This is a genomic window from Myroides oncorhynchi, assembly GCF_020905415.1.
In the GTDB taxonomy this organism is placed as follows: Bacteria; Bacteroidota; Bacteroidia; order Flavobacteriales; family Flavobacteriaceae; genus Flavobacterium; species Flavobacterium oncorhynchi_A.
In genome coordinates, this window is the sequence record NZ_JAJJMP010000001.1 from 1,277,776 (window position 1) to 1,301,994 (window position 24,219).

The 24,219-nt window shown below is 34.5% G+C and carries 22 protein-coding genes; 9 read left to right on the forward strand and 13 right to left on the reverse strand.

What is annotated here, in order from left to right:
• The first annotated feature begins 32 nt into the window (after nucleotides 1-32).
• Complete coding sequence (gene sufC / locus LNQ81_RS05645) at nucleotides 33-785, forward strand: Fe-S cluster assembly ATPase SufC (RefSeq protein WP_121964772.1); 753 nt, start codon at nucleotides 33-35, stop codon at nucleotides 783-785.
• A gap of 43 nt (nucleotides 786-828) precedes the next feature.
• The gene (gene sufD / locus LNQ81_RS05650; protein ID WP_229945183.1) at nucleotides 829-2,148 is read left to right on the forward strand and encodes a Fe-S cluster assembly protein SufD; all 1,320 of its coding nucleotides are present in this window, start codon (nucleotides 829-831) and stop codon (nucleotides 2,146-2,148) included.
• Nucleotides 2,149-2,756: 608 nt separating this feature from the next.
• Here the strand turns inward: sufD and LNQ81_RS05655 are convergent.
• The 7 genes from LNQ81_RS05655 to LNQ81_RS05685 all read right to left on the reverse strand — a co-directional run bounded on the left by LNQ81_RS05655 (nucleotide 2,757) and on the right by LNQ81_RS05685 (nucleotide 10,743).
• A complete protein-coding gene (locus tag LNQ81_RS05655; protein WP_229945184.1) occupies nucleotides 2,757-4,454 on the reverse strand; it encodes a ribonucleoside-diphosphate reductase subunit alpha in 1,698 nt (565 codons plus the stop codon).
• Between the two features lie 28 nt (nucleotides 4,455-4,482).
• Nucleotides 4,483-5,460 (reverse strand): ribonucleotide-diphosphate reductase subunit beta, encoded by a 978-nt coding sequence (locus LNQ81_RS05660; RefSeq protein ID WP_229945185.1) that lies wholly within the window; start codon nucleotides 5,458-5,460, stop codon nucleotides 4,483-4,485.
• A gap of 292 nt (nucleotides 5,461-5,752) precedes the next feature.
• Nucleotides 5,753-6,670, reverse strand: a complete 918-nt coding sequence (locus LNQ81_RS05665; protein ID WP_229944311.1) for an IS1595 family transposase — start codon at nucleotides 6,668-6,670, stop codon at nucleotides 5,753-5,755.
• Nucleotides 6,671-7,014: 344 nt separating this feature from the next.
• Nucleotides 7,015-8,055, reverse strand: a complete 1,041-nt coding sequence (locus LNQ81_RS05670) for a hemin-degrading factor (protein WP_229945186.1) — start codon at nucleotides 8,053-8,055, stop codon at nucleotides 7,015-7,017.
• A gap of 11 nt (nucleotides 8,056-8,066) precedes the next feature.
• Complete coding sequence (locus LNQ81_RS05675) at nucleotides 8,067-8,843, reverse strand: heme ABC transporter ATP-binding protein (protein WP_229945187.1); 777 nt, start codon at nucleotides 8,841-8,843, stop codon at nucleotides 8,067-8,069.
• A 3-nt stretch (nucleotides 8,844-8,846) separates the two neighbouring features.
• Nucleotides 8,847-9,878, reverse strand: a complete 1,032-nt coding sequence (locus tag LNQ81_RS05680; RefSeq protein WP_229945188.1) for a FecCD family ABC transporter permease — start codon at nucleotides 9,876-9,878, stop codon at nucleotides 8,847-8,849.
• A gap of 7 nt (nucleotides 9,879-9,885) precedes the next feature.
• Nucleotides 9,886-10,743 carry a heme/hemin ABC transporter substrate-binding protein gene (locus tag LNQ81_RS05685; protein WP_229945189.1) on the reverse strand — a complete coding sequence of 286 codons (858 nt, stop codon included), beginning with the start codon at nucleotides 10,741-10,743 and terminating at the stop codon, nucleotides 9,886-9,888.
• Nucleotides 10,744-10,931: 188 nt separating this feature from the next.
• On the opposite strand from LNQ81_RS05685, the gene LNQ81_RS05690 reads away from it, so the two are divergent.
• Genes LNQ81_RS05690 through LNQ81_RS05710 form a run of 5 tightly spaced genes read left to right on the forward strand, consistent with a single transcriptional unit; the run spans nucleotide 10,932 to nucleotide 14,350 of the window.
• Nucleotides 10,932-12,146, forward strand: coding sequence for an aminotransferase class V-fold PLP-dependent enzyme (locus LNQ81_RS05690; protein ID WP_229945190.1), 1,215 nt, complete (start codon nucleotides 10,932-10,934; stop codon nucleotides 12,144-12,146).
• Nucleotides 12,147-12,166: 20 nt separating this feature from the next.
• A complete protein-coding gene (locus tag LNQ81_RS05695; protein ID WP_229945191.1) occupies nucleotides 12,167-12,589 on the forward strand; it encodes a SufE family protein in 423 nt (140 codons plus the stop codon).
• Between the two features lie 11 nt (nucleotides 12,590-12,600).
• Nucleotides 12,601-12,921, forward strand: coding sequence for an iron-sulfur cluster assembly protein (locus tag LNQ81_RS05700; RefSeq protein WP_229945192.1), 321 nt, complete (start codon nucleotides 12,601-12,603; stop codon nucleotides 12,919-12,921).
• Between the two features lie 2 nt (nucleotides 12,922-12,923).
• Nucleotides 12,924-13,439, forward strand: a complete 516-nt coding sequence (locus LNQ81_RS05705) for a DUF2480 family protein (RefSeq protein WP_229945193.1) — start codon at nucleotides 12,924-12,926, stop codon at nucleotides 13,437-13,439.
• Between the two features lie 56 nt (nucleotides 13,440-13,495).
• Complete coding sequence (locus LNQ81_RS05710; RefSeq protein ID WP_229945194.1) at nucleotides 13,496-14,350, forward strand: DUF3078 domain-containing protein; 855 nt, start codon at nucleotides 13,496-13,498, stop codon at nucleotides 14,348-14,350.
• A gap of 54 nt (nucleotides 14,351-14,404) precedes the next feature.
• On the opposite strand, the gene asnA is transcribed toward LNQ81_RS05710, so the two are convergent.
• On the reverse strand, nucleotides 14,405-15,409 hold the full coding sequence (asnA, locus tag LNQ81_RS05715) for an aspartate--ammonia ligase (RefSeq protein WP_229945195.1): 1,005 nt from the start codon (nucleotides 15,407-15,409) through the stop codon (nucleotides 14,405-14,407).
• A gap of 263 nt (nucleotides 15,410-15,672) precedes the next feature.
• Nucleotides 15,673-16,905, reverse strand: coding sequence for a GTPase HflX (hflX, locus tag LNQ81_RS05720; RefSeq protein ID WP_229945196.1), 1,233 nt, complete (start codon nucleotides 16,903-16,905; stop codon nucleotides 15,673-15,675).
• Nucleotides 16,906-17,144: 239 nt separating this feature from the next.
• Here hflX and LNQ81_RS05725 point away from each other — a divergent pair, with 239 nt between their 5' ends.
• Nucleotides 17,145-18,479, forward strand: a complete 1,335-nt coding sequence (locus tag LNQ81_RS05725; protein ID WP_229945197.1) for a hypothetical protein — start codon at nucleotides 17,145-17,147, stop codon at nucleotides 18,477-18,479.
• A 1,018-nt stretch (nucleotides 18,480-19,497) separates the two neighbouring features.
• On the opposite strand, the gene LNQ81_RS05730 is transcribed toward LNQ81_RS05725, so the two are convergent.
• From LNQ81_RS05730 to LNQ81_RS05740, 3 genes are all read right to left on the reverse strand, one after another.
• A complete protein-coding gene (locus LNQ81_RS05730; RefSeq protein ID WP_229945198.1) occupies nucleotides 19,498-20,286 on the reverse strand; it encodes a S1/P1 nuclease in 789 nt (262 codons plus the stop codon).
• A 6-nt stretch (nucleotides 20,287-20,292) separates the two neighbouring features.
• Nucleotides 20,293-20,805 (reverse strand): acyl-CoA thioesterase, encoded by a 513-nt coding sequence (locus LNQ81_RS05735; RefSeq protein ID WP_229945199.1) that lies wholly within the window; start codon nucleotides 20,803-20,805, stop codon nucleotides 20,293-20,295.
• A gap of 79 nt (nucleotides 20,806-20,884) precedes the next feature.
• On the reverse strand, nucleotides 20,885-21,829 hold the full coding sequence (locus LNQ81_RS05740; RefSeq protein ID WP_229945200.1) for an HU domain-containing protein: 945 nt from the start codon (nucleotides 21,827-21,829) through the stop codon (nucleotides 20,885-20,887).
• Nucleotides 21,830-22,239: 410 nt separating this feature from the next.
• Between LNQ81_RS05740 and LNQ81_RS05745 the strand changes: the two genes are divergently transcribed.
• Nucleotides 22,240-23,142 carry a DNA-processing protein DprA gene (locus LNQ81_RS05745; RefSeq protein WP_472850262.1) on the forward strand — a complete coding sequence of 301 codons (903 nt, stop codon included), beginning with the start codon at nucleotides 22,240-22,242 and terminating at the stop codon, nucleotides 23,140-23,142.
• Between the two features lie 67 nt (nucleotides 23,143-23,209).
• On the opposite strand, the gene trpS is transcribed toward LNQ81_RS05745, so the two are convergent.
• A complete protein-coding gene (gene trpS / locus LNQ81_RS05750) occupies nucleotides 23,210-24,187 on the reverse strand; it encodes a tryptophan--tRNA ligase (RefSeq protein WP_229945201.1) in 978 nt (325 codons plus the stop codon).
• Between the last annotated feature and the right edge of the window lie 32 nt (nucleotides 24,188-24,219).

The following is a 24,219-nucleotide window of genomic DNA, read 5'->3' on the forward strand; positions in this document are numbered from 1 at the left end:
ATTACCTCAACAAAATTAAACAAGACAATCTTATGTTACAGATAAAGAATTTACACGCAAGTGTTGAAGATAAAGAAATATTAAAGGGAATTAACTTAGAAGTGAAAGCGGGTGAAGTACACGCTATCATGGGACCTAATGGTGCTGGTAAGAGTACATTATCATCTGTAATCACAGGTAATGAGGCATTCGAAGTAACAGAAGGTGAGATCATCTTAGAAGGTGAGGAGTTAGGAGAATTAGGACCAGAAGAGAGAGCACATAAAGGAGTTTTCTTATCGTTCCAATATCCAGTAGAGATCCCAGGTGTTTCTGTAACTAACTTTATGAAAACAGCAATCAACGAATCACGTAAAGCACAAGGACTTGAAGAAATGCCTGCTAGTGATATGTTGAAAAAAATTAAAGAGAAAGCGGAGTTATTGGAGATCGATAGAAAGTTCTTATCTCGTTCTCTTAACGAGGGATTCTCTGGTGGTGAGAAGAAGCGTAATGAGATCTTCCAGATGGCTATGTTAGAGCCTAAGTTAGCGATCTTAGATGAGACTGACTCAGGATTAGATATTGATGCACTACGTATCGTAGCTAACGGAGTTAATAAATTAAAAAGCAAGGATAATGCAGTAATCTTGATTACGCACTACCAACGTTTATTAGACTATATCGTGCCAGATTTCGTACACGTATTATACGATGGAAAAATCGTTATGACAGGTGGAAAAGAATTGGCATTGGAATTAGAAGAAAAAGGATACGATTGGATCAAAGCTTCTTTAGAGAAGTAGTCAAGAGAATCAATCATTTTAATCTAATTGCAAAGAAAGAATTATGGAGCTTAAAGATAAATTAGTTACGTCTTTTGTAGCTTTTGAACAAGGATTGAAAGGTGAGCACGAAGGGCTACACAACATCCGTTTAGAGGCATTAAAGACATTCGAAGATAAAGGTTTTCCTACTAAGAAGGATGAAGCGTGGAAATACACATCATTAAATTCAGTTTTAAAGAATGAGTTTCGCGTACTTCAAAAAGAGGAAAAAGCGATAGAATACAAAGAAGTTAAAAGGTATTTCTTAAGTGATTCTGATACATATAAATTGGTATTTATCAATGGTGTATTCAGTTCTCACTTATCATCTACTACACACGATGGATTAGATGTATGTCTAATGTCGTCTGCTATGACTAAGCCTAAATATAAAATGGTAATTGATGCCTTTTATAATAACTCGGCTGATAAGTCTGATAGTATGACTGCCTTAAATACTGCATTTGCTACTGAAGGAGCGTTTATTAATGTTCCTAAAGGTAAGGTAGTGGCTAAGCCTATCGAGATTATATATTTATCTACAGTAGAAGATAAAGCGTTATTAGTACAGCCGCGTAACTTAGTGGTAGTAGGTGAGAATGCTTATGTTCAGATCGTAGAGAGACACCAGTCTCTTAATGAAGAGATAGTATTAACAAATGCTGTAACAGAGATCGTAGCACAGAAACGTGCTATCGTAGATTTCTATAAACTACAGAATGATACGGATAGTGCTACTTTAGTTGATAATACTTATGTGACACAGAAGCAAGAAAGTAGAGTGTCTGTACATACGTTTTCATTCGGTGGGAAGTTAATGAGAAACAACTTGAATTTCTACCAAGATGGCGAACGTATTGATAGTACACTGAAAGGCATAACACTGATAGGAGCAAAACAGCATGTGGATCACTATACATTAGTATCTCATAATCAACCGAACTGTGAGAGCCATCAAAACTATAAAGGTATCTATGATGATAACTCTACAGGGGTATTTAATGGTAAGATCTATGTAGATAAAATAGCACAGAAGACAGATGGTTTCCAAAAGAGTAATAACATATTACTAAGTGAGAAAGCAACTATCTATGCTAAACCACAGTTAGAGATCTTCGCTGATGATGTGAAGTGTTCACACGGATGTACAATAGGACAGCTGAATGAGGATGCAATGTTCTATATGCGTCAAAGAGGTATTCCTCAAAAAGAGGCAAAAGCATTACTGATGTATGCTTTTACAGATGAAGTAATGGAGTCTGTAAAAATACCTGAGCTAAAAGCAAAAGTAGCTAAGGTTATTGCTAACAAATTAGGAGTATCAATGGGATTTGAAATTTAATTTCACGTTTTTTATACTTGGTCAAATAAAAAAGAGACTGCCAATCGGTAGTCTCTTTTTGCATTTATATTAATGCATGTGGTTGTTCTGGTGGTGTATATCTTGCTTATAATGTCAATGTTTTGGTTTTATTAAAACGACCTAGTTACTTGGGGATAACTAGGTCGTTTAAGAAAAAGAATGTTTGTTGTTTTTGTTGTACTATGTCTATTACATATACCGTGCTAAAAAAAATAGTTTATCGTATTTTAATATTGATATATGTTGTTTTTATTATGTTTTTAAATTAATTAAGCTGTTTTTTGTTTTATTAATGTGTTAATAAGTTGATGTAAATATAAAATGTGAATTGGTCTATCGTAGAGATGATGAGGTACTTAGCTCCTTCAGTTAATAGGTAGTGGCAGCAATATGTATAGTTTTGAGGTATTTTAAGCTTATTTGAGCTCATTTAGTAGATCAAGAGATGTACACTTTGTTTTTTAGGAAATAATATCTTCTTAGAGCTATTTATTTGGAAGGGAAATAATAGACTGAGTATAGGTAACAAAAAAAGAGAACCTCCGTAGAGATTCTCTTTATAGATATAAGATAATAATCGAAATTATTTACGATTCACAACTGCTACAAGTAACTAAGTTAGTTACCATTTCTTTAGATACACTTTGACTGCGTTGGTAGTAAAGTGTTTTAACTCCTAGTTTCCACGCTTCGATCATTAAGTTGTTAACTTCTTTAATAGGAAGGGCAGAAGGGATGTTAAGGTTTAAACTCTGTGCTTGGTCCACATATTTTTGTCTAACAGCTGCCTGTTGTACAATCTCTAGTTGACTAATCTCTTTAAATGTTTTGAATACTGCTTTTTCTTCTTCAGTTAATCCTTCTATCGTCTGGACACTACCGCCGTTTAGCATAATAGTTCTCCATGTCTCTTCATTGTCTAGACCTTTTTGTTCTAAAAGTTGCATTAGATATTTGTTCTTACGCATGAAGTTTCCTTTAGATAGTCCAGCTTTGTAGTAGTTACTACTAAATGGCTCGATACCTGGAGATGTCTGTCCTAAGATAGCTGATGAAGATGTAGTAGGAGCAATAGCCATCGTAGTGGTATTACGTCTTCCGTATCCTTTTAATATCTCTGGTTCTCCGTAGATACGCGCTAACTCTTGAGAAGCTTTATCTGCTTTAGTGCTGATGTTTTGGAATATAGAGTTTGTTAGCATTTTAGCTTGTAACCCTTCAAATGGGATCATATTCTTCTGTAAATATGAGTGCCATCCTAATACTCCTAATCCTAGGGCTCTATGACGTTTAGCAAAGCGATTAGCTGCTGCTAAGTAATAGTTACCTTCTGTCTTCTCGATGAACTCCTGTAATACAGCATCAAGGAAGAATATAGCTAACTTCACTGCTTCTGTGTCTTTCCACTCATCATATAGTTCTAAGTTCATAGATGATAAACAGCAGATGAATGATTCGTCATCAGATGAAGGAAGCATAATCTCAGAACATAAGTTACTTGCGTTCACACGCATATTAAGATCTTTATATACTTGAGGTTTATTACTATTCACGTTGTCAGAGAAGAATAAATAAGGCATTCCTTTCTGTTGACGACTTTCTAATACTTTAGCCCATAACTGTCTTTTATCTCTATCTCCATCAATCATCTCTTGCATCCAGTAGTCTGGAATACAAACACCGTAGAATAGATTCTGAATAGGGTTACCAATATTTTTAATATTTAGGAATTCCTCACAGTCAGGGTGATCGATGTCTAAATAAGCTGCAAATGCACCACGGCGTACACCTCCCTGAGAGATAGTGTCCATAGCCGTGTCAAATAACTTCATGAAACTTACTGCACCACTACTTTTACCATTATCAGTAACTGCACTTCCACGCTCACGTAGCGTACCAAAATATCCAGAAGTACCACCACCAATCTTAGTTTGCATAATCACTTCACCAAGTTTATGTGTAATACCTTCTATACCATCAGGTATATGTACGTTAAAACACGAGATAGGCAATCCTCTTTCTGTACCCATATTAGCCCATATAGGAGAGCTTAAGCTCATCCATCCACGTTCTATCATCTCTTGAAAAGATTCTTTTAATTCTGGTTTATATAAACGTTTAGCAGCAGCAGTCGTAATACGGTCAATAGCTCCTTCAACTGTCTCGCCTTTTAATAAGTAACCTCTGTTAAGGATTTGCTCACTTTCAGAGTTCTTCCACCATAGTTTAGGTACTAGGTTATTATCGTTATCTTCAGTCTGTAATGGTAATGAGAAATTATTCATATAATAGTATGGAATGTAAAGTGATTAATTAAAAAAGGTCATCTGCAGAGAAACTCTTATCATGTTTTGTATAATCTACTGGTCTCTTTGCAAAGAAATCATCTAAACTGTTAGCAAATACATCCTCTTCAAACCATTTCATCGGGTTATATTGTTCGCTAGTAATGTTATATACTTTTTTCAAACCTATTTTTTGCATGCTTTCATCAACTCTGAATTTCATGAAGTTTAAAAGATCTGCTTTATTTACAGTTTCAATTTCTCCAGTACTAAAGATCCAATCCAATATTCTACTTTCAATATCAATTGATTTATGAATTACTTCATTTACATGGTTGATTAGGTCTTCATCGAAAAAGTCTGGGAATTCATCTCTAATAATATTGACAATGTAGATACCCGCATTAGCGTGTACTTGTTCATCTACAGAAGTCCAAGCTATTATATTACTAACGTTTTTCATTAATCCTTTGAAACGCGTAAAAGATAAAATAATAGCAAACTGACTAAACAAAGAGACATTCTCTATAAGTAAAGAGAATAAGATAAGTGATACTACATATTTCTTGCGGTCAGTATAGTTACCTGAATTTTCTAAAACTTCAGTTAAATACTCTACTCTTTCTTTGATAACAGGTACAGTTAATAAGTTCTCAAACTCATCATTGTAACCTAAAACATCTAACAATCTTGAATATGCTTCAGAGTGTCTGAATTCGCACTCCGCAAATGTACTTCCTAGTCCATTAAATTCAGGTTTTGGAAAATGTTGATATAAGTTTCCCCAGAAAGTCTTAACTGCTACTTCGATTTGAGCGATAGCCAATAAACTGTGTTTAATAGCTAGTTGTTCTTCTTTCGTTAAGTGTGAATGGAAGTCTTGTGTATCTGCTGTGAAGTCAACTTCACTATGTACCCAAAAAGACTTATTAATAGCATCCGTGAATTGGTATATACCTGGATATTCAAAAGGTTTGTAGTTTACTCTTTTATCAAAAATCGACATAGCTGTATTTTATTTGGTTTATAAGTCTTGTCAAATTCTGCTACCTCAAAACGACTTGTTTTGTACATGGCTAATTGTTTTAAACTAGCTAAAACACTGTGATAAGTGCCTAAAGCATTGTAAAGAACTGACAAAGTTATCTTAGCTAATTTACTGTTTACTAAGGACTAAATCAATAAAAAATATTTGAAATGTGTAATTAGTTATTAAATATCTGTTGATAACTATTCTTTGAATAAATGTTGTGATTATCAATTTTTAGGTAGGAGTATTTATATTTTATGTATGTCCGTTATTTGTCATAAGCTGTAATATTGGCAATAATAAGCCTATCAAAGAGCTTTTCACCAAAGTATCTTCTATTAAGTTTATAAACGAATTCATCTAAGTAAGCTTGAAGGTATTTTCGTTTAATTTTATGGTAATTTCCCAGTAGATTTCTTTTAGCATTACTGATAGCTATATGTACCCATTTTAGAGTCTCTTTTGTTGTTTGTTCTGATGATTTTTCAGTAATATGTATCTGAACAAAATCTGAAATATCTACATAAGAAGTACTCTTATCAGTTAAGACAATGCTACTTTCTTCAATATTTTTCCTGATCATTTCATTAACACTTTCAGCTTTATGATCTTCTAAAACAACAGCTTTAAAAAAGCGTACATGATTTTGTTTTTCACCTGTTTCTATGTTCTCTAAAACTGTACTTTCAGCCATAATAGCAACATTTTGAACACCTGTAGATCCTCGACCACTTTTAGTTTTAGATTTCTCTATTTCAGATGTTTCTACTTTAAAATATCCCTCATCCATCTCTAACATTCCCTCTAAAGTATACTTGCTATCTCTATTACCCATTGCCTTGCGAAGCTTATGTACCATTGCCCATACTGGCTCATATCTTTTTAGTCCTAATTGCTTTTGAATTTCTAAAGTTGAAAAGCCTTTTTTAGTCGCTGTCATTAAGAACATTGTCTTATACCATATCAAAAAAGATAGTTTTGAATGCTCCATAATTGTACCACTTTTTAAAGTCATACGAGAACGACATTTTTTACATTCATAACTCCATCTACTTTGAATCCAATAGTGGGCATCATGACCACATCTTTGACAAGTAACTCCTAACTTATCACGTTGCTCTTTAAAATGTAAACGGCAAGCTTCTTCACTTGTAAATTCAGCCGAAAAGGTAAAAAGGTTTAGCATGACTTTCTTATGTTTTAGACTACAAATATAGCATTATGTCGTTAAACGGAGATACATTTTATATTTTAATTTATTGTTATTAGATTATCCTAATCCCATTTAGCTATTTCTGCTTTTTACAGAAAGGAGGTGGAAAATATGTAATTTGTGTTTTTTGAGATGTAGAAGGTGGTCTACTTATTAGATGATTTTATAGAAGGGTATCGTATAATTTTTTCTATTTTCTACGTACCGTATTTTGCAACTCTAAGAAGATTTAGGAGATTTACCTAAGTTTATTTTGCAATATAGAATGAGCTAAAAATAAAAATGCGGAAGAATAATCTCCCGCATCTAAAATATAATTAAGCTAGTTTAGCTACTAATTCTCTCCATTGTTCTAATTCTGGTATTCCTGGTTTTCTCTTACCAAAGAATTGAACGATGATTTCTCCTATTTCATTAAATACTTCGATAGAGGTAACAATGCCATCTTCAGTTGGCTTGCGTACAACCCAAGTCTGAGCGATCTTATCCATATCTAAGTGCATATTGAAGTCTGGGTCAAGTACATTGTACCAGTTCTGGTGCCACATCGTTCTCTTAACTTCACCTGTATGGATCTGAATATTTCCTCTGTTTCCTACGAATACCATAATCGGTGTTTGAGATTCAGAAGCTCCTTCTAACATAGTTACGATTGCATCCTTAGTGATTTGTTTGGCATAGAATTCATCTGGTGCAAGGCGTAGTGCTTGTGTACGAGTTACATTAAACTTTCTTAGTAACATAAAGAAATCATGTGTATCCTTTAATTCTTTCCAAGCGCTTCTGAAACCTTCTACATCAATCTCCTCATCTAATCTCTCGTCAAGATTATGTAAGTAAGCTTCAGTAGTTTCTTCTGTTGATTGATCATCAGAAGTATATTTCTTTACTAAGGCGTGAAATGCCTCTTCATTACTCTGTGTTACTAAATATATCTTGTGAATAGCTTCTCCATCTTTACCAAAGAATTGTAAGCTCATTCTATCTTTATCTCCTGTTTTCTCTACTACAGCAAAGACTTTTTTCCAATGGCTTAAGAAGATTCTCAAGTCAATATCAGGATTGACAAATAAACCTGCATGAGGGCTGCTAAAGTCTGGATTAGCATACACTCCTTTGCGTTCGTGTACACATTCGTCATTGCGTGTTAGTGCCATCACTTTACCTAAAGATTCTACTTCAGATAGCATTGCTTCAAATTCAGGTCTTAATCTAGTAACAGAATCACCTATTTGAGTAGCTAATAACTCCATTTCACTAACGTTAAGTTCGTTAGCAGCGTTGCGTATTCTAGTATGAGGATTGGTAGCTTTTAAAGCATCCCAACGTTCTTTTAAAGTTTGAGTGTTTGTATTCATAGTTGTTGTTTTTATGTTCCAAAGATGATTAGAGGATTATTACTCACTGGGTTTTTAGCCACTACACAGGGGAAGTTATATACTTTAGTAATAATTTCTTGTGTTAGTACCTGTTCAGGGACATCATATATTACTTTCTTACCTTTTTCTAAAAGCAATATCTTATCTGCATATTGAGCGGCTAGATTTAGATCGTGTAATACTACAATGGCAGTATTGCCTTTAGCAGTAAATTCCTTTATGATATCCATAATGCGATGCTGATGCAAGACATCAAGATTGTTTAAAGGCTCATCTAAGAATAACAGTTTATTCTCTACATTATTGTTTAATTGCGATAGAACTCTGGCTAAATGTACACGTTGCTTTTCACCACCGGATAAGTGATTGTATTCTCTGTGTTGTAACGGGCAGATATCTATGCAGTCCATACTCTCCTTCACTGCAGTTTTATCTTCCTCAGTAGGGATATGATCAAAGTAAGGGTATCTTCCCATCATCACTACGTCTTCTACATTAAGCGGAATATCGCCATTGTGATGTTGTGAGAACTTCGCTTTGTGCTTTGGTAGCTCTTTTGTACACCATTTAGGATATTCACATGATTTAAGAAGTACTTTGTTACCTTTCTCATGTATTTCATCAGCTAGTATACTTAAGAAAGTTGACTTACCAGCTCCATTAGGCCCAAGAATAGCGATAAACTCACCTTCTTTACATTCGAAGTCTATATCATTGATTATATAGCTTCCCTTGGCCAAGTAGTTTATTTTATATGCTTCAATCATGGTTTAGAGTGATTTTTTAAACTTTATCAATATAGCTATAAATACTGGTGCTCCCATGATAGAAGTTAGTATTCCGATAGGTATCTCTGATGGAGGTACTAACGTTCTACTTATTGTATCTGCTACGAGAAGTAAGATACTTCCACATAGTGTTGATAATGGCAAGATAAAGTAATAATTAGACTTAAATACTAGGCGTAAAATATAGGGAACAATTAGTCCTACAAATCCGATAGTACCAGTGAAAGCTACGATAGTCCCTACCATTAAAGCAGATAGTAAGACGATCATTTTTTTAGTTCTCTCAACTGGAATTCCTAGGTGAGTCGCATCTCGTTCACCTAACATCATTGCGTTTAAAGCCTTGCCTTTATTGATAAGTAAGACAATAGAAGTAAGTACTACTGCAGCCAGAATACCTACTTTAGTCCACGTGGCTCCAGCTAAACTCCCCAATGTCCAGAAAGTAAGGTTTCTTAGTTCTTCATCACTTGATAAGTAAGTAAGTAGACCTGTTGCTGCACCTGTAAGAGCTGTAATAGCAACTCCCGATAACAAAAGTATACTTACATTAGTTTTACCTCCATTCGTAGACATTTTATAAACGAATGTCATCGTTATAATTGCTCCTACGAAACTCATTATACTTAATAGTGAGTAGTGTATTACCTCTGGAATTAGCGGTTTGATATGTGCTCCTAACACGATAGTTAGGGCAGCGAATAATACTGAACCTGCGGTAATACCTATAAGATCTGGGGATGCCAAAGGATTCTTGAACATTCCTTGTAAAGTTGTTCCTGCAAGAGATAGTCCAGCGCCCGTTAAGATTGCCATTATAACTCTGGGAAGTCGAACATCAAAAAATACATAATGGTCGCTTGGATTTACCTCTTGCGTTGTGAACAATATTGTATATAATGTCTGAAACGTACCCGCTTCAAACTGGTAAACTCCTATAAATATAGACACAGTGGCTATTACAATTAAGATAATAGATAATAGCAATGCGTAAAAAGAGAGTTTGGTTTTCATTCTGTGATTATTCTGATAGTAGTTTGTTTAATTCTTTTGCTGCTTGACCTACTCTTGGTCCGAAACCATTAAGTAATTGACCATCCATAGCGATTATCTTTTTGTTTTTACCTGCATTAGTTTTGCTGATACCGTCTATTTTTAGAACGCCATCTACACCACCCATACTTTCTAATCCTGTCGTAAACATTAAGATATAGTCAGGGTTACTGTTTAGAAGTGACTCTGGAGTAAGAGGTTTAAAATCTTCAAACTCAGTTACTGCATTTTGTCCTCCTGCTAAGTTGATGATACTGTTAGCTGGTGTTTTATCACCTGCTACTAGTAATGTTGCTGCGCCACGAGCATAGATAAATAATACTTTAGGAGCTTTCTCAAATTTAACTACACCTTCTAAGTCTTGATCTATTTTATCCTGAAGTTCTTTGTAATTATCTTTGTTTAAAGATTTAGCTACAGCTTGTATTAATTGTTTAGATCCTTCTAATGTGAACTCTTGTTTAAGGATTTCTAAACGGATGTTTGCTTTTTGAAGAGATGCTTTAAAGTCATCTTTTAGGTCTTTCTCTGTCGCATAGATAACAGTTGGCTTTAAAGCCATAATGCTTTCTACAGATATTTTAGAAGTATGACCTAGATCTTGTGCTGTTTCTTTTAAATCTGTAGGGTATGTACTTGTTACGTCTACAGCGATGATATTTTCTTTTTCTCCTAGGACTACTAATGTTTCACTGATAGCTCCATTTAGTGAGATAATTCTTTCTTTAACTTGAGCAGTTTCTACTGGTGTAGACTCTTGTTCTTTTTTGTTGTTACAGCTTACTACGGCTGTTGCGATTAGAAATAATGCGACTAGTTTTTTCATAAAGGTTGGTTATTTGAAATAGTTCTAAATTATGGCAAAAATAGAATGTTTTTTATGTGATACAAAACATATTTAGATTAATTTTAAATTATTATTTAGTAGGCTAAAGTATACTAATGCGTATCTTTGCTATTATATTTTATTAGCGCTAGAGCGAATAAAGGATTTTTAATTAAATGAAAAGTAATATGTTAGATATAAAGGCGATACGTAAGGATTTTCCTATCCTTACCCAATCAGTAAATGGGAAACCGTTAGTTTATTTTGACAATGCTGCTACTGCACAGAAACCTAAAGTAGTAGAGGATGCTATTATTCATTACTACGAAACTATCAACGCAAACATACATAGAGGAGTACATACATTAAGCCAATTGGCAACAGATGCGTATGAAGAGTCTCGTAAAAAGGTACAAAGACATCTTAATGCTAAGTATGATTATGAAGTACTGTTTACAGCAGGTACTACTTTTGGTATTAACCTTGTAGCGAATGGTTTCGGAACGATGTTAAAAGCGGGTGATGAGATACTTATATCAGCTTTAGAGCATCACTCTAATATAGTACCTTGGCAGTTTGCATGTGAGCGTTCTGGGGCTACTCTTAAAGTGATTCCTATGAATCTTGATGGAGATTTGATTATGGCAGAATTCGATAAGTTATTAACATCGAATACTAAAGTGGTTGCTGTGAATCATATTTCAAATGCACTGGGAACAATCAACCCTATTAAAGAGATTATTGAGAAAGCGCATAAAGTAGGAGCTGCTGTTCTAATAGATGGGGCTCAAGCTACTCCACATGTTAGACCTGATGTTCAGGATTTAGACTGTGATTTTTATGTGTTTTCTGGACATAAAGTGTGTGGACCTACTGGTACTGGTATTCTTTATGGTAAAGAGGAGTGGTTAAATAAATTACCTCCTTATCAAGGTGGTGGAGAAATGATCAAGACAGTTACGTTTGAGAAAACTACGTATGCATGTTTACCTCATAAGTTTGAAGCAGGTACTCCGAATATCGCTGGCGGTATTGTATTAGGAGTTGCTTTAGACTACTTAAATGAGTTAGGGTTTGAGAATATTGAAGCCTATGAGCATGAGTTACTTGAGTATGGAACGAAGTGTTTACTTGAGATCGAAGGACTTAAGATATACGGTACAGCGAAAGAGAAGACATCTGTAATTTCTTTTAATCTTGAGGGAATACACCCTTATGATGTTGGAGTGATTGTAGATAAGCTTGGTGTAGCTGTACGCACAGGTCATCACTGTACTCAACCGATTATGGATTTCTTCGGAATACCAGGTACAATCAGAGCTTCTTTTGCTTTCTATAATACGAAAGAAGAAATAGATGTGTTAGTAGAGGCAGTGAAGAAAGCACAAATGATGTTAGCTTAAATTAAAAAAAATATTACGATATGACAATTAAAGAAATTCAAGAAGAGATAGTTGACGATTTTTCAATGTTCGACGATTGGATGCAGCGTTATGAGTATATTATAGAATTAGGGAAGTCCCTTCCTCTAATTGATCCTCAGTATCAGGTAGAACAAAACCTAATTAAAGGATGTCAATCGCAAGTTTGGTTATACGCAGAATTAAAAGAAGATAAAATATTCTTTACAGCAAATAGTGATGCTATTCTAACGAAAGGGATTATTGCTATTTTGATTCGTGTATTCTCTGGACAGAAAGCGGAAGATATTTTGAAGGCTGATATGTCTTTTATCGATGAGATTGGTTTGAAAGAGCACCTATCACCGACAAGAGCTAATGGATTAGTGTCAATGATAAAACAAATTAAAATGTACGCTTTAGCTTTTGAAGCTAAACAACAATAATAAAACATAGTATGGAAGAAATAGATGTACAACAATTAGGAGAGAATATAGTTAAGGTACTTAAGACTATTTATGACCCTGAGATTCCAGTTGATATATATGAGTTAGGACTTATTTATGATGTATTCGTAAATGAGAGTCACGATGTGAAGATATTGATGACACTAACTTCACCTAACTGTCCTGTAGCAGAAACTTTACCTATGGAAGTAGAAGAAAAGGTTCGTTCTATAGACAATGTTAAAGGAGTTGAAATTGAATTGACTTTTGATCCTTCTTGGACAAAGGACTTAATGAGTGAAGAAGCAAAGTTAGAGCTTGGTATGCTATAAGTATGGAAGGAGAAATCGTAAATAAAGTAGCGAATAGCGCTTTGAAAGTTTTTGATTTAGAGGATTTATATCCTGCTAATCCTCGTATGGATATTGATATTGCGCAGTGGTTATATGAAGGTTTTGTATTAAGAGAAAAGGAGTATAGAACCGCTCTTAAAGAGGTTGATTGGACTGTTTATAAAGGAGCTTATGTGGGACTTTTTTGTTCGACAGATGCTATCTTGCCGGGATGGGCATACATGTTATTGACAAGTCATTTACAACCTGTGGCTGAACGTATTTTTCTTGGAGATAAAGCTCATTTAGAAAAATCTATTTATCAAGAGTTATTATTTGCATTAGATTATTCGCAATATGAAGATTTGCCTGTTATTATTAAAGGGTGCTCAAAGAAGGAAATTCCTGATGAAGCTTATGTTTTAGCTACACAATTAATGATGAATCACGCGCGTTCAGTAATGTTCGGTGAAGCGTGCTCTGCAGTGCCAGTTTATAAACGTTCGTCTAAAAAGTAGTTCATTTTTTGCGAATTTAACTCATTGTTATTATTTTTGATTAAAATTTTAACATTATGAAAAAACTTTTAGTAGGATTATTTACTGTATTAGCGGTGTATTCGACTCATGCTCAGGAAACTGAAGCAACTACTACACCTGAAATGGCTAGTCCATGGACAAAGGCTGGAAACTTTACTTTTTTGCTTAATCAGTCTAGTTTTTCTAACTGGCAAGCTGGTGGAGATAATAATATCTCTGGAAACATTAAGGTGAACTATGATTTTAATTACAAAGAAGGTGATTGGAATTGGGACAACAAAGTTTTAGGAAGTTATGGATTGACTAAATTACAAGGTCAAGATCAGAAGAAAACTGACGATAGATTTGAGTTCAATTCATTATTAGGTAAAAAAGCACAAGGGAATTGGTTCTATTCTGCTTTTGTAAACTTTAAGACTCAATTTGATAGAGGAGTTAGTAAAGAGGGAGAGTATAATTCGCACTTTATGTCTCCTGCTTATTTACAAATTGGACCTGGTATGTTATGGAAGAAGAGTGATAATTTAAAAGTGAATATTGCACCTGCTACTTCACGTCTTATTTTTGTTCACAACCATTTTACTGAATTAGGTGATGCTTTTGGTGTTGAACAAGGTAAATCAATGAAGTACCAACTGGGGATGTCTATTAATGGATACTATAAATTCGATGTTATGGAGAATGTATCTGTTGAGAATATCTTAAACTTATATTCTAACTACTTAAAGAAACCTGAGAACGTAGTTGTAGATTACCAATTGAATGTAGTAATGAAGATTAATAAATATCTTTCTACTAACTTCACATTCCAAACTATCTATGATGATCTTGCATTCCAAGGTTTCCAAATTAGAGAAATGATTGGTGTAGGAGTTAATTATAATTTCTAATTAGTGCCAAAGATATAATAAGAAAGCTCGGTGATATCACCGAGCTTTTCTTGTTTATAGTAGATTGATTCCTTCTAATTCTGTTTGTTTTCTTACATCCTCAGGCCAGATACTTGCTTGTACTTCACCTATGTGTCTTTTGCGCAATAGGAACATACAGATTCTTGATTGTCCTAATCCACCACCGATGCATAGAGGTAACTTTTCTGCTAGCAATAAGCTGTGATATAACAGTGTTTTCTTATCTGATGCACCAGCTAAATCTAACTGGTGTTCTAATGCTTCTTTATCTACTCTTATTCCCATTGAAGATAGTTCTAGAGACTTCTCATGTACTGGGTTCCATACTAGTAAATCTCCATTTAATCCTTTGTAACCTTCTTCTGTAGCTGTAGTCCAGTCATCATAATCAGCAGATCTGCTATCATGCGCCTCGCCATTCGATAGTTTACCTCCGATACCGATGATAAATACAGCTCCATAATCCTTCGCTATGGCGTGTTCTCTTTCTTTTGGAGATAGAGTAGGGTATAACTGTAATAATTGCTCAGAGTGAATAAATGACAACTTTTTTGGTAAGATAGGTTCTATTCCTTGATCTTTGTACACTTGCTCTTCTGTATCTAATAAGGCTTGGTAGATTTGACGTACTATATTCTTTAGGTAACTAAGTGTTCTATCTGTTTTTTCTATTCTTAATTCCCAGTCCCATTGGTCAACATAGATAGAGTGGATAGGGCTACTGTCTTCATCAGGACGCAATGCTTTCATATCTGTTAGGATACCTTCGTGAGCATCTAGTTCTAGTTCTTGTAGTCTGATTCTTTTCCATTTTGCCAAAGAGTGAACCACTACACCACGATTGTTATTTAGAAATTTTACAGGGAATGACACTGGACGCTCTATCCCGTTTAAGTCATCGTTAATACCAGTCCCCTCATTTACGATCATTGGTGATGAAATTGGGAATAAGTTAAGTGCATCACATAGGCTTTTAGAGAATTGTGCTTTCACTAAGGCAATGGATTTTTCTGTCTGTAAAATTTCTTTTTTGCTCATGATTTTTTGTTTTTGAAAATGTTTTAAAATAAAAAAAGGCTCCTCAGAGAGGAGCCTTTAAACGGATAATGAAATAATATATAATTAACTTAAATCAATGCCAATAGGATTCCTCTTCGAGTCGTAGATACGATTCAAATTATTATTAGAGAAATTATTATTCATTGATAGATACATATAATCAGCTTTTTAGCAATACTGTAAAAATAGAAAAATATTATTACATACAGTTATTTTGTTAATTTATTTTATGAACAAATATTCTATTCTTCTTCCGAAGGCTCCATTAAATGTTCATAATCGGGGAATAAAAAGTTGTTATACGGGAAGCGCGTAACGTGTATTTGACGTACCGTCTCGTATATTTTCTTTCTAAATTCTTCGAAGTTTTCCTTCTCTGTAGCAGAGATAAATATGGTGTTCTCTTCTCCCACTTTACTCATCCACGTTTTCTTCCACTCTTCTATTGTATAGTGTTTAGAAGTACGCTCTGTCATTAAATCATCTTCTTCTATAGTCTCCGCTTTATAAGCATCGATCTTATTAAAGACCATGATTGTTGGCTTGTCGTCACTCTTGATATCCTTTAGGATCTCATTTACAGATTCGATATGCTCTTCAAAATCGTGATGTGAGATATCCACTATGTGTAACAGTAAATCTGCCTCTCTTACCTCGTCAAGTGTACTTTTAAATGACTCAACTAATTGAGTAGGTAGCTTGCGGATAAATCCTACCGTATCTGATAATAAGAATGGCAAGTTACCAATTACGATCTTACGCACTGTAGTATCTAATGTTGCGAATAGTTTATTCTCAACAAATACTTCACTCTTACCCACAGCATTCATTAGGGTAGATTTACCTACGTTAGTATATCCTACTAGTGCTACACGTACCATTGCTCCTCGATTTCCACGTTGAGAAGCCATCTGTTTATCGATAACCTTTAGTTTCTCTCTAAGTAAAGTGATACGGTCGCGTACGATACGTCTATCCGTTTCGATCTCTGTCTCTCCAGGTCCTCTCATACCAATACCTCCACGCTGTCTCTCTAAGTGAGTCCACATACCTGATAGTCTAGGTAGTAAATATTGGAACTGTGCTAACTCCACTTGCGTACGTGCATATGAAGTCTGTGCTCTTTGAGCGAAGATATCTAGGATTAAGTTTGTACGGTCTAATACCTTACAATCTAATTCTCTAGAAATATTTTTTTGTTGAGCTGGTGTCAACTCATCATCGAATATTACCGTATGAATATCGTTCTCTACAATGTAACTATGGATTTCTTCCATTTTCCCCGTACCTACGAAGGTCTTAGGATTTGGCTTATCCATCTTTTGTGTAAAGCGCTTATATACTTCTCCTCCTGCTGTAAATGTCAAAAACTCTAGCTCATCTAGATACTCTTTAAGTTTCGACTCATCTTGATTTTGTGTAATGATTCCTACGATTACAGAACGTTCAAAATTTATTTCTTCTCTTTCAATCATATAAACTTATATTATACTACAAAATTAATAAAATTGTCAGACTAAATGAGAATATACAGTAAATAACTGTTTATTAATTTGTTATCAATACCTTTAAATGAACAAATATTATGAAAACATTTGCGTTTTTTATGATATCAAGAATGTTTTACTTCTTGTTTTTCAGTACCTTGCTATAGATTGTTATGGTACGTTTATTGCCATTATAAAAGACAGATAACCTCTTACAATTAATTGAAATGAAGAAAATACATTATATATCACTTATACTTCTGACGCTATTCACGACACTAAGTTTTGGACAGCGAGCAGTCGTAACCGCTAATAGCTATGACATTAGCGACAACTTAGACCTTCAGGCAGTAGCCTCAATCTTCGGTGAATCTAAAGATCTTGCAGACTTTGAGTTTAGGTTAAATGACCCTAATCTACGCATTAATAACCTTGATTTAAATAGAGATGGGTATGTAGATTATCTACGAGTTGTGGAATTAGTGGAGGGGAGAACACATCTTGTAGTAATACAGGCTGTGTTAGGAAAAGATTTATTCCAAGATGTTGCAACTATAGAATTAGAAAAAGATAGCAGACAGAATGTAGTGCTAATGCAAGTAGTCGGTAACTCATACTTATATGGGCCTAATTATATTTATGAGCCAGTATATATCAGTAGACCTCCTATGTTTACTCTATTTTGGACTAATAACTATAGACCATATAGCTCTTCTTGGGGATGGAATTATTACCCTGATTATTATTATGGTTATTCTCCATATGCTACAGATCGTTATATGAGTCACGTTAACATCCAGATTAATCATTATAATAATTATTATTATTCTAATAACCGTTATAGTACAAGGGCTCAACGTATGCATTATGATGTGAGACAGGATTCTTATGAACGCCAAAATCCAAACCAATCATTTAGAACGAGATATGGAGAGGATAGTTTCTATAACCGCAATGATTTAACTAGCTCAAGAGGTAATACTAGTTCGCGTAGTAGTTATTCTCGTGATAGCTATTCTAGTTCTACTAATGGCCGAGCTGCTTATACTGATAATAGTTCTCGCAGTAGCTATAGTAGAGGAAATAGCGCGAGCGACAACAGTAATTCTTCTTATAGCAGAGATAATAATACAAGTGGATCAAGTAGAAGTAGCTATTCTAGAGGTAGCTATACTGGTGATGGTTCATCATCTAGTAATAGTGCAAGTTCTAACGCAAATAACTCATCTTATTCAAGAGGTAGCTATAGCAGTGGAAGTACATCTACACCGAGCACTTCTAATAACTCATCTTACTCAAGATCTAGTTATAGCTCAGGTAGTTCGTCATATCCGAGTAGTTCTAGTAGTTCTTATGGCAGATCATCTAGTAGCTCGTCTTATCCTAGCAGTAGCTCGTCATCTAGATCTAGTTACAGTGGTGGAAGTAGTTCATACCCTAGTAGTTCAGGTAGTAGCTACAGCAGATCGTCTGGAGGTAGTAGTTCCTCAGGAGGATATAGCAGAGGAAGTAGTGGTAGCTCATCTTCTTCATCTTCATCGAGATCAAGTTATAGCAGATAATATAACATAGCGTAGTACAATATACTTAGCTATTTGGGCACTTTTATAAAGTGCTTTATCCTTCCAATAATAAAAAAGAGAAGACATTATTCAAGTATAGAATAATGTCTTCTCTTTTTTTAGTTACCTAATCGAGAGTTCTTGTTTAACCTAGAATAAATGATAGGCAGATAAATGAAAAGCAATTATACAAAATAGGTCTGAATTAGTGACAAAAGCATACTATAGTATGGTTGAGAAGCTAATGAAAGAGTCATAAAGTAGAATTACTTTGTAGCATTTGGTTAACGCTGATTCTGGGTTTAAGGACTATTGTTGCCTTTTTTTAGCGGGAAGTACTATTTGTGTCTTTTCTATTCATTCATTGTTTAAATGGAGATATCTATGGTTTTTTAAGGGATGAGTATATCAGATAAAGAGATTGTTTGTTTGAAACTCAAATACAACAGCGTTGACTAGAAACTATATTTATAATTGATGACCTTTAGCTGAAGCATGACAGAAGGATAAGAGGGGTATTGTTGGGCATAAGGCCTTATTACCCAAGTATTATCCAAGAATTGTCCTACTAAAGGCAACTAGTGCCTGTGTTTACTAGCGTTAAGCTGTGTTTGTGATATTAGTCTACCAAGTGTTTTTTTAGTTATTTTGTTACAAGTCAGATAATTATGTTTTTTTATCTATAAAAATAAAATTAAAAAAAATGTCTTTTAGCCACTTTATGGAAATATAAAAAGGATATAACCCCAAAGAGATAGTTCCATAGGTATGCTATTTTGCTTTTTATAGTTATTTTGCCGAAGATATTTAAAAAAGGAAGTAAAAAAAATAGGGTGTAGCAAGTAGTATTCTTTGTTGCTATTTTTTGTTTTGAAGTTGAATTTATAGCTTCAAACTACAATAAATTGTTTTAAGAGGGATGCCAATGGGTTGAGATAGGAGGGGGATGTTGACTAAGGGAAAGAAAAAAGGGAAAGCACAGTGTACTTTCCCTTTGATATATGTGATAAAAATCGGATTATTTGAAGATGTCGTTTAGAACTTCAGCAAGTCTTAATCCTCCTTTTAGCAATTGTGCTTCTATATTATCTTTCTGATCAAAGTGATAACGGTAGCTTAATGATTCTTCTGGTTGTACACTATTATAGATTTTGTTAGCCATCGTATATGAATCGAAGATCCAGTCTTCTAATGTACCAGCTGTTAGCTTTTGATTATAAGCTTTACCATGTACATCTAATACTGTAGCATATTCTGTATAACTATATTTGTCAAAATCTACTAATGAAGAGTCCCAAATACTGTGTAAGTTAGTTGATTTTCTAAACCATTCTAATTTTACTCTATTTCCACCTAAGTCATCAGCTCTACCTATGTGTAAAGGCTGGTGTGCATCACCAATAATGTGAATTAGAAAATATAAGTTCTCTTGTTTCTTTGCTAATGGAAGGTTCTTGTCTTTTAATTCTTCAATTAAGACAAGGGCTCTTTTATACAAGTTGGCATCTGTAGAGTTTGCTAATTCTTTATCAAAAGCAGCTCTGTCTAGATCACCAGGTAAGTTGATATAATGCCAGCTATCTGAAAACTTCCAAGTAGGATCAGACTTTAAAAAATCTGGCCAATTTGCCCAATATGCTAATTGTTGATTACCAATGATTTCTTTAAGTTGTTTCTTTGCTTTTTTGCTAAGGTTTCTTTCAGCTAATTCGGCTACTACTCTATGTCCTGTAGTACCCCATGCAAATATATTCGCTGTCTGTAATGCGAAAAACGCTACTACTAGTAGTGATAATAATTTTTTCATAATGTATTAATCATTAAATAGAGCTTTAAGCTCTGTTGCATCTGTTGGTTTCATTTTACCAGCTATGACTAAACTCAGTTGTTTACGTCTTAAAGCACCGATATATCTTTCTTTTTCTAAGTCAGTTTCTGGGATTAGTTCTGGGATAGAAACAGGATGTCCTGTGTCATCTACTGCTACGAATGTATAGATAGCTTCATTTGCTTTCTTTTTGATTCCAGATTCTCTATCTTCAATCCATACGTCTAAATATACTTCCATAGACGAATTAAATGAACGTGATATCTTAGCCTCTACAGTCACTACACTACCTAGGGGAATTGGTCTGTTAAAAGCTACGTGGTTAACGGATGCTGTAACACATACTCTACGTGAGTGTCTTCTGGCAGCGATACCAGCAGCTCTGTCCATACGAGCTAAAAGCTCTCCACCGAACATATTGTTTAGAGGGTTAGTTTCTCCTGGTAGAACCAAGTCAGTCATTAAAGTTGCTGATTCAGATACTAGTTTTGCTTCCATTGTGAATATTTTCGACAAATATAGAGACATTAAACAAAAAATCCCGAACTTTTAAAGTTCAGGACTCATGTTTAACTATTTATTGTACTAAAATCCAAGCATCAATATTAATCGTGTTATGGATTTTTCTCATTTCAGTTTGTGCTTGATTTTGAGTTGCATGGCCTCCATACGATACAGGATATACACCATATTTAGTACGAGGTAAGGCTACAGCATTTTCAAACCCTTTTTGTCTTAGTTTAAGTGCTTCAGCTTCAGAAGTGCGTTCGGCTCTAAATGCGCATGCTATAATGTGGTAAGGCGTGTTATTTATCACAGGAGCTTCTTCTATTACTTCTTCTTTCACAGGAATAGATATAGTAGTAGCAGCAGGTTCTATTATAAAAGTAGCTTGTTGTATTTTGCCTTGTACTTTAGCCTGTACATTTTTTTCTACGATATATGATTGATCATTTAAGTATGCTTCATATCCGTTGTTTACTAATACACTAGCTGTGCTAGCGAATATAGCAATGACAGCTGCATATTTTAAGTAAGTAAATACCTTGTTTTTCTTTGCTACAGGTACTGCTACAGTTTCTATAAGAGGAACGATAGGCGTACGAGTGATCATATTAGCATCTACTGTAGACAGACCGAAAGATGTCGTTAGATAATTGCTGTTAATTATTGGCTCGAATACTAGGTTTCCTTCATTATTAGATTGGAATACTCCAATACTAGTTAGACTTAGTCTACCAATATTAGTTAACTCTAGATTCCATCGATTAACTTCAGTTTTGATTAGAAGAACTGCTTCATCATAAGAAATACTCTCTTCTGTAGCAATGTGATTAGCTAACAAACCATCATTGTGCTTTATATTAACATTGAAAGAAAGACTCTTCTGTGGAGGGAAGAAGCAAAGCTTCTCCTCACTGTAGTAAGATGACTTTATTTCTGTTAGCAATGCCCCGAAACCTGGTATGATAACACACTGGTATCTATATAGTAACGCTGATATGTATTTTTCGATCTTCATAAGGACAAAATTACATTAAACAATAACTCAATCAAAAGAATATTCACAATTATTTTTAATATCTCCTAATTTTTTTAAGTCAAGTGAGGTCTATTTCTAAAAGAATTGAAAGATTATAAGGGATTGGACTATTGCTGGATAGGTTTTTGATGCTCTTAAGGGAAGGTACAAAAAGTTATATAGATTAGCAATTCAAGTGTTATGGAAAAAGAGAATTTGTTATATATGTTAGCCCTACAAAGTACATCTGGAGTAGGCCCAATTACAGCAAAGAGATTATTAGAATATTTTGGGTCAGCTAAGAATGTTTTTTTGGCTAAAGAAAAAGACATTTTAACAGTTCATCGTATAGGAGGGTTATATGGAAAAATCTACAGAATAAGGAGGTTCTAAAAAGAGCAGAGAAGGAGTTGAATTATATTGATGCCTATAATCTATTTTGTTATAGTTATCAAGAAGAGGCATATCCTATGCTTTTAAAGGAGTGCGATGACGGGCCTATTTTATTATTTAGTACTACACCTAATTTCAATTTTGTCAATAGAAAAATGATAAGCTTTATAGGAACTCGAAATCCTAGTAAACGTGGTATAGATATTTGTTGTGAATTAATTAAAGATCTTAAACCCTATAATCCTGTTATAATAAGTGGATTAGTGTATGGGGTAGAGGTAGCAGCTCATTTAGCAGCATTAGAGCATGGTCTGGATACTTATGCTGTATTAGGACATGGTCTTAATCGTATTTATCCTGATGTACATACTTCTATAGCACGTAAGATAGATGAGAATGGCGGTGGATGTCTATCTGAGTTTTGGATAAATAGCAAGGTAGATAGAGAGAATTTTATTCAACGAAATAGAATAGTCGCTGGAATGACTCAGGCAACTATTGTAATTGAGAGTGCGATTAAAGGTGGCTCTATGAGTACTATAACATTTGCGAATGATTATAATCGAGATGTATTTGCTGTGCCTGGTAGAGTTGGTGATATCATGAGTGAAGGTTGTAATAATGTGATAAAAAAAAACAGAGCGCAACTACTGGCTTCTGCTAATGACATTATAGAGACACTGAATTGGGATAGTACTGTGAAAACTCCTAAAGTTATTCAACCGCAGCTGTTCTTAGATCTCAACCCAGAAGAGCAACTAATAGTTGATTTTTTAAGTAAGAGTGAATGTGAGTTATTAGATATTATAGCATTGAGTAGTTCTCTCCCTATTTATAAGGTAAGCAGTATTCTTTTGAATCTTGAAATGTTAGGGCTGGTAAGACCGTTACCTGGGAAGTATTTTGAGTTGATTCGCTAGAGGTAATTTAGTAAAAAGCCCCATACGACTGTATGAGGCTTTTTGGTTTTGTAAATAATAAGATTGGTTACTTCGTACCGTATCCTAGCTTTTCTCTTACTTTATTTAATGTTCTTGTAGCAATAACAGAAGCTTTATCAGCTCCGATACCTAATAGGCGGTCTACTTCTTCTAAGTTATTGATATAGTATTCGTACTTCTCGCGGATATCTTTAAATTTCTCCACGATAAGTTCGTATAATTCTTGTTTTGCGTGTCCGTAACCGTAGTTTCCTCCTAAGTATTTTGCTCTCAGTTGCTCGGTTTGTTCTGGAGTAGCTAGTAGCTTATACATAGTGAATACGTTACAAGTATCAGGATTTTTAGGATCTTCTAGTGGTGTACTATCTGTCTCTATACCCATCACTTCTTTTCTCAATACTTTATCCGTTTGAAATATGTTGATCGTATTGTGTCTAGACTTACTCATCTTGTTTCCATCAGTACCAGGTACTACCATTACATCCTCTTGGATTTTTGCTTCAGGTAATACAAATGTTTCACCCATTTGGTGGTTAAAACGAGAGGCTACATCACGAGTGATTTCTAAGTGCTGTAATTGGTCTTTCCCTACAGGTACAAATTCTGCATCGTATAGCAATATATCTGCAGCCATCAACATCGGGTAAGAGAATAAACCAGCATTAACATCTGCTAACACATCTGCTTTATCCTTAAATGAATGTGCTAAAGTAAGGCGTTGGAATGGGAAGAAGCAACTAAGGTACCAAGTAAGTTCAGTTGTTTGCGGTACATCTGACTGGCGGTAAAAAGTTACATGACTAATGTCTATACCACAAGCAAGCCAAGTAGCCGCAACGCTATAGGTGTTTTCTTGTAAAGTTTTTGCGTCTTTAATTTGCGTTGCAGAGTGCAAGTTCGCAATAAATATAAAAGACTCATTTTCTTTTTTGTTCGCCATTTCTACTGCTGGTAGAATAGCACCTAAAAGATTTCCTAAGTGTGGAGTTCCTGTACTCTGAACTCCTGTTAGAATTTTAGCCATTGCGTGATATTAATTAATTTAAAAGAACAAAG

Excerpts from the sequence above, each read along its gene's own strand:
- sufC (WP_121964772.1), top strand. The coding sequence starts at position 33 with ATGTTACAGATAAAGAATTTACACGCAAGTGTTGAAGATAAAGAAATA.
- sufD (WP_229945183.1), top strand. The coding sequence starts at position 829 with ATGGAGCTTAAAGATAAATTAGTTACGTCTTTTGTAGCTTTTGAACAA.
- LNQ81_RS05655 (WP_229945184.1), bottom strand. The coding sequence starts at position 4,454 with ATGAATAATTTCTCATTACCATTACAGACTGAAGATAACGATAATAAC.
- LNQ81_RS05660 (WP_229945185.1), bottom strand. The coding sequence starts at position 5,460 with ATGTCGATTTTTGATAAAAGAGTAAACTACAAACCTTTTGAATATCCA.
- LNQ81_RS05665 (WP_229944311.1), bottom strand. The coding sequence starts at position 6,670 with ATGCTAAACCTTTTTACCTTTTCGGCTGAATTTACAAGTGAAGAAGCT.
- LNQ81_RS05670 (WP_229945186.1), bottom strand. The coding sequence starts at position 8,055 with ATGAATACAAACACTCAAACTTTAAAAGAACGTTGGGATGCTTTAAAA.
- LNQ81_RS05675 (WP_229945187.1), bottom strand. The coding sequence starts at position 8,843 with ATGATTGAAGCATATAAAATAAACTACTTGGCCAAGGGAAGCTATATA.
- LNQ81_RS05680 (WP_229945188.1), bottom strand. The coding sequence starts at position 9,878 with ATGAAAACCAAACTCTCTTTTTACGCATTGCTATTATCTATTATCTTA.
- LNQ81_RS05685 (WP_229945189.1), bottom strand. The coding sequence starts at position 10,743 with ATGAAAAAACTAGTCGCATTATTTCTAATCGCAACAGCCGTAGTAAGC.
- LNQ81_RS05690 (WP_229945190.1), top strand. The coding sequence starts at position 10,932 with ATGTTAGATATAAAGGCGATACGTAAGGATTTTCCTATCCTTACCCAA.
- LNQ81_RS05695 (WP_229945191.1), top strand. The coding sequence starts at position 12,167 with ATGACAATTAAAGAAATTCAAGAAGAGATAGTTGACGATTTTTCAATG.
- LNQ81_RS05700 (WP_229945192.1), top strand. The coding sequence starts at position 12,601 with ATGGAAGAAATAGATGTACAACAATTAGGAGAGAATATAGTTAAGGTA.
- LNQ81_RS05705 (WP_229945193.1), top strand. The coding sequence starts at position 12,924 with ATGGAAGGAGAAATCGTAAATAAAGTAGCGAATAGCGCTTTGAAAGTT.
- LNQ81_RS05710 (WP_229945194.1), top strand. The coding sequence starts at position 13,496 with ATGAAAAAACTTTTAGTAGGATTATTTACTGTATTAGCGGTGTATTCG.
- asnA (WP_229945195.1), bottom strand. The coding sequence starts at position 15,409 with ATGAGCAAAAAAGAAATTTTACAGACAGAAAAATCCATTGCCTTAGTG.
- hflX (WP_229945196.1), bottom strand. The coding sequence starts at position 16,905 with ATGATTGAAAGAGAAGAAATAAATTTTGAACGTTCTGTAATCGTAGGA.
- LNQ81_RS05725 (WP_229945197.1), top strand. The coding sequence starts at position 17,145 with ATGAAGAAAATACATTATATATCACTTATACTTCTGACGCTATTCACG.
- LNQ81_RS05730 (WP_229945198.1), bottom strand. The coding sequence starts at position 20,286 with ATGAAAAAATTATTATCACTACTAGTAGTAGCGTTTTTCGCATTACAG.
- LNQ81_RS05735 (WP_229945199.1), bottom strand. The coding sequence starts at position 20,805 with ATGGAAGCAAAACTAGTATCTGAATCAGCAACTTTAATGACTGACTTG.
- LNQ81_RS05740 (WP_229945200.1), bottom strand. The coding sequence starts at position 21,829 with ATGAAGATCGAAAAATACATATCAGCGTTACTATATAGATACCAGTGT.
- trpS (WP_229945201.1), bottom strand. The coding sequence starts at position 24,187 with ATGGCTAAAATTCTAACAGGAGTTCAGAGTACAGGAACTCCACACTTA.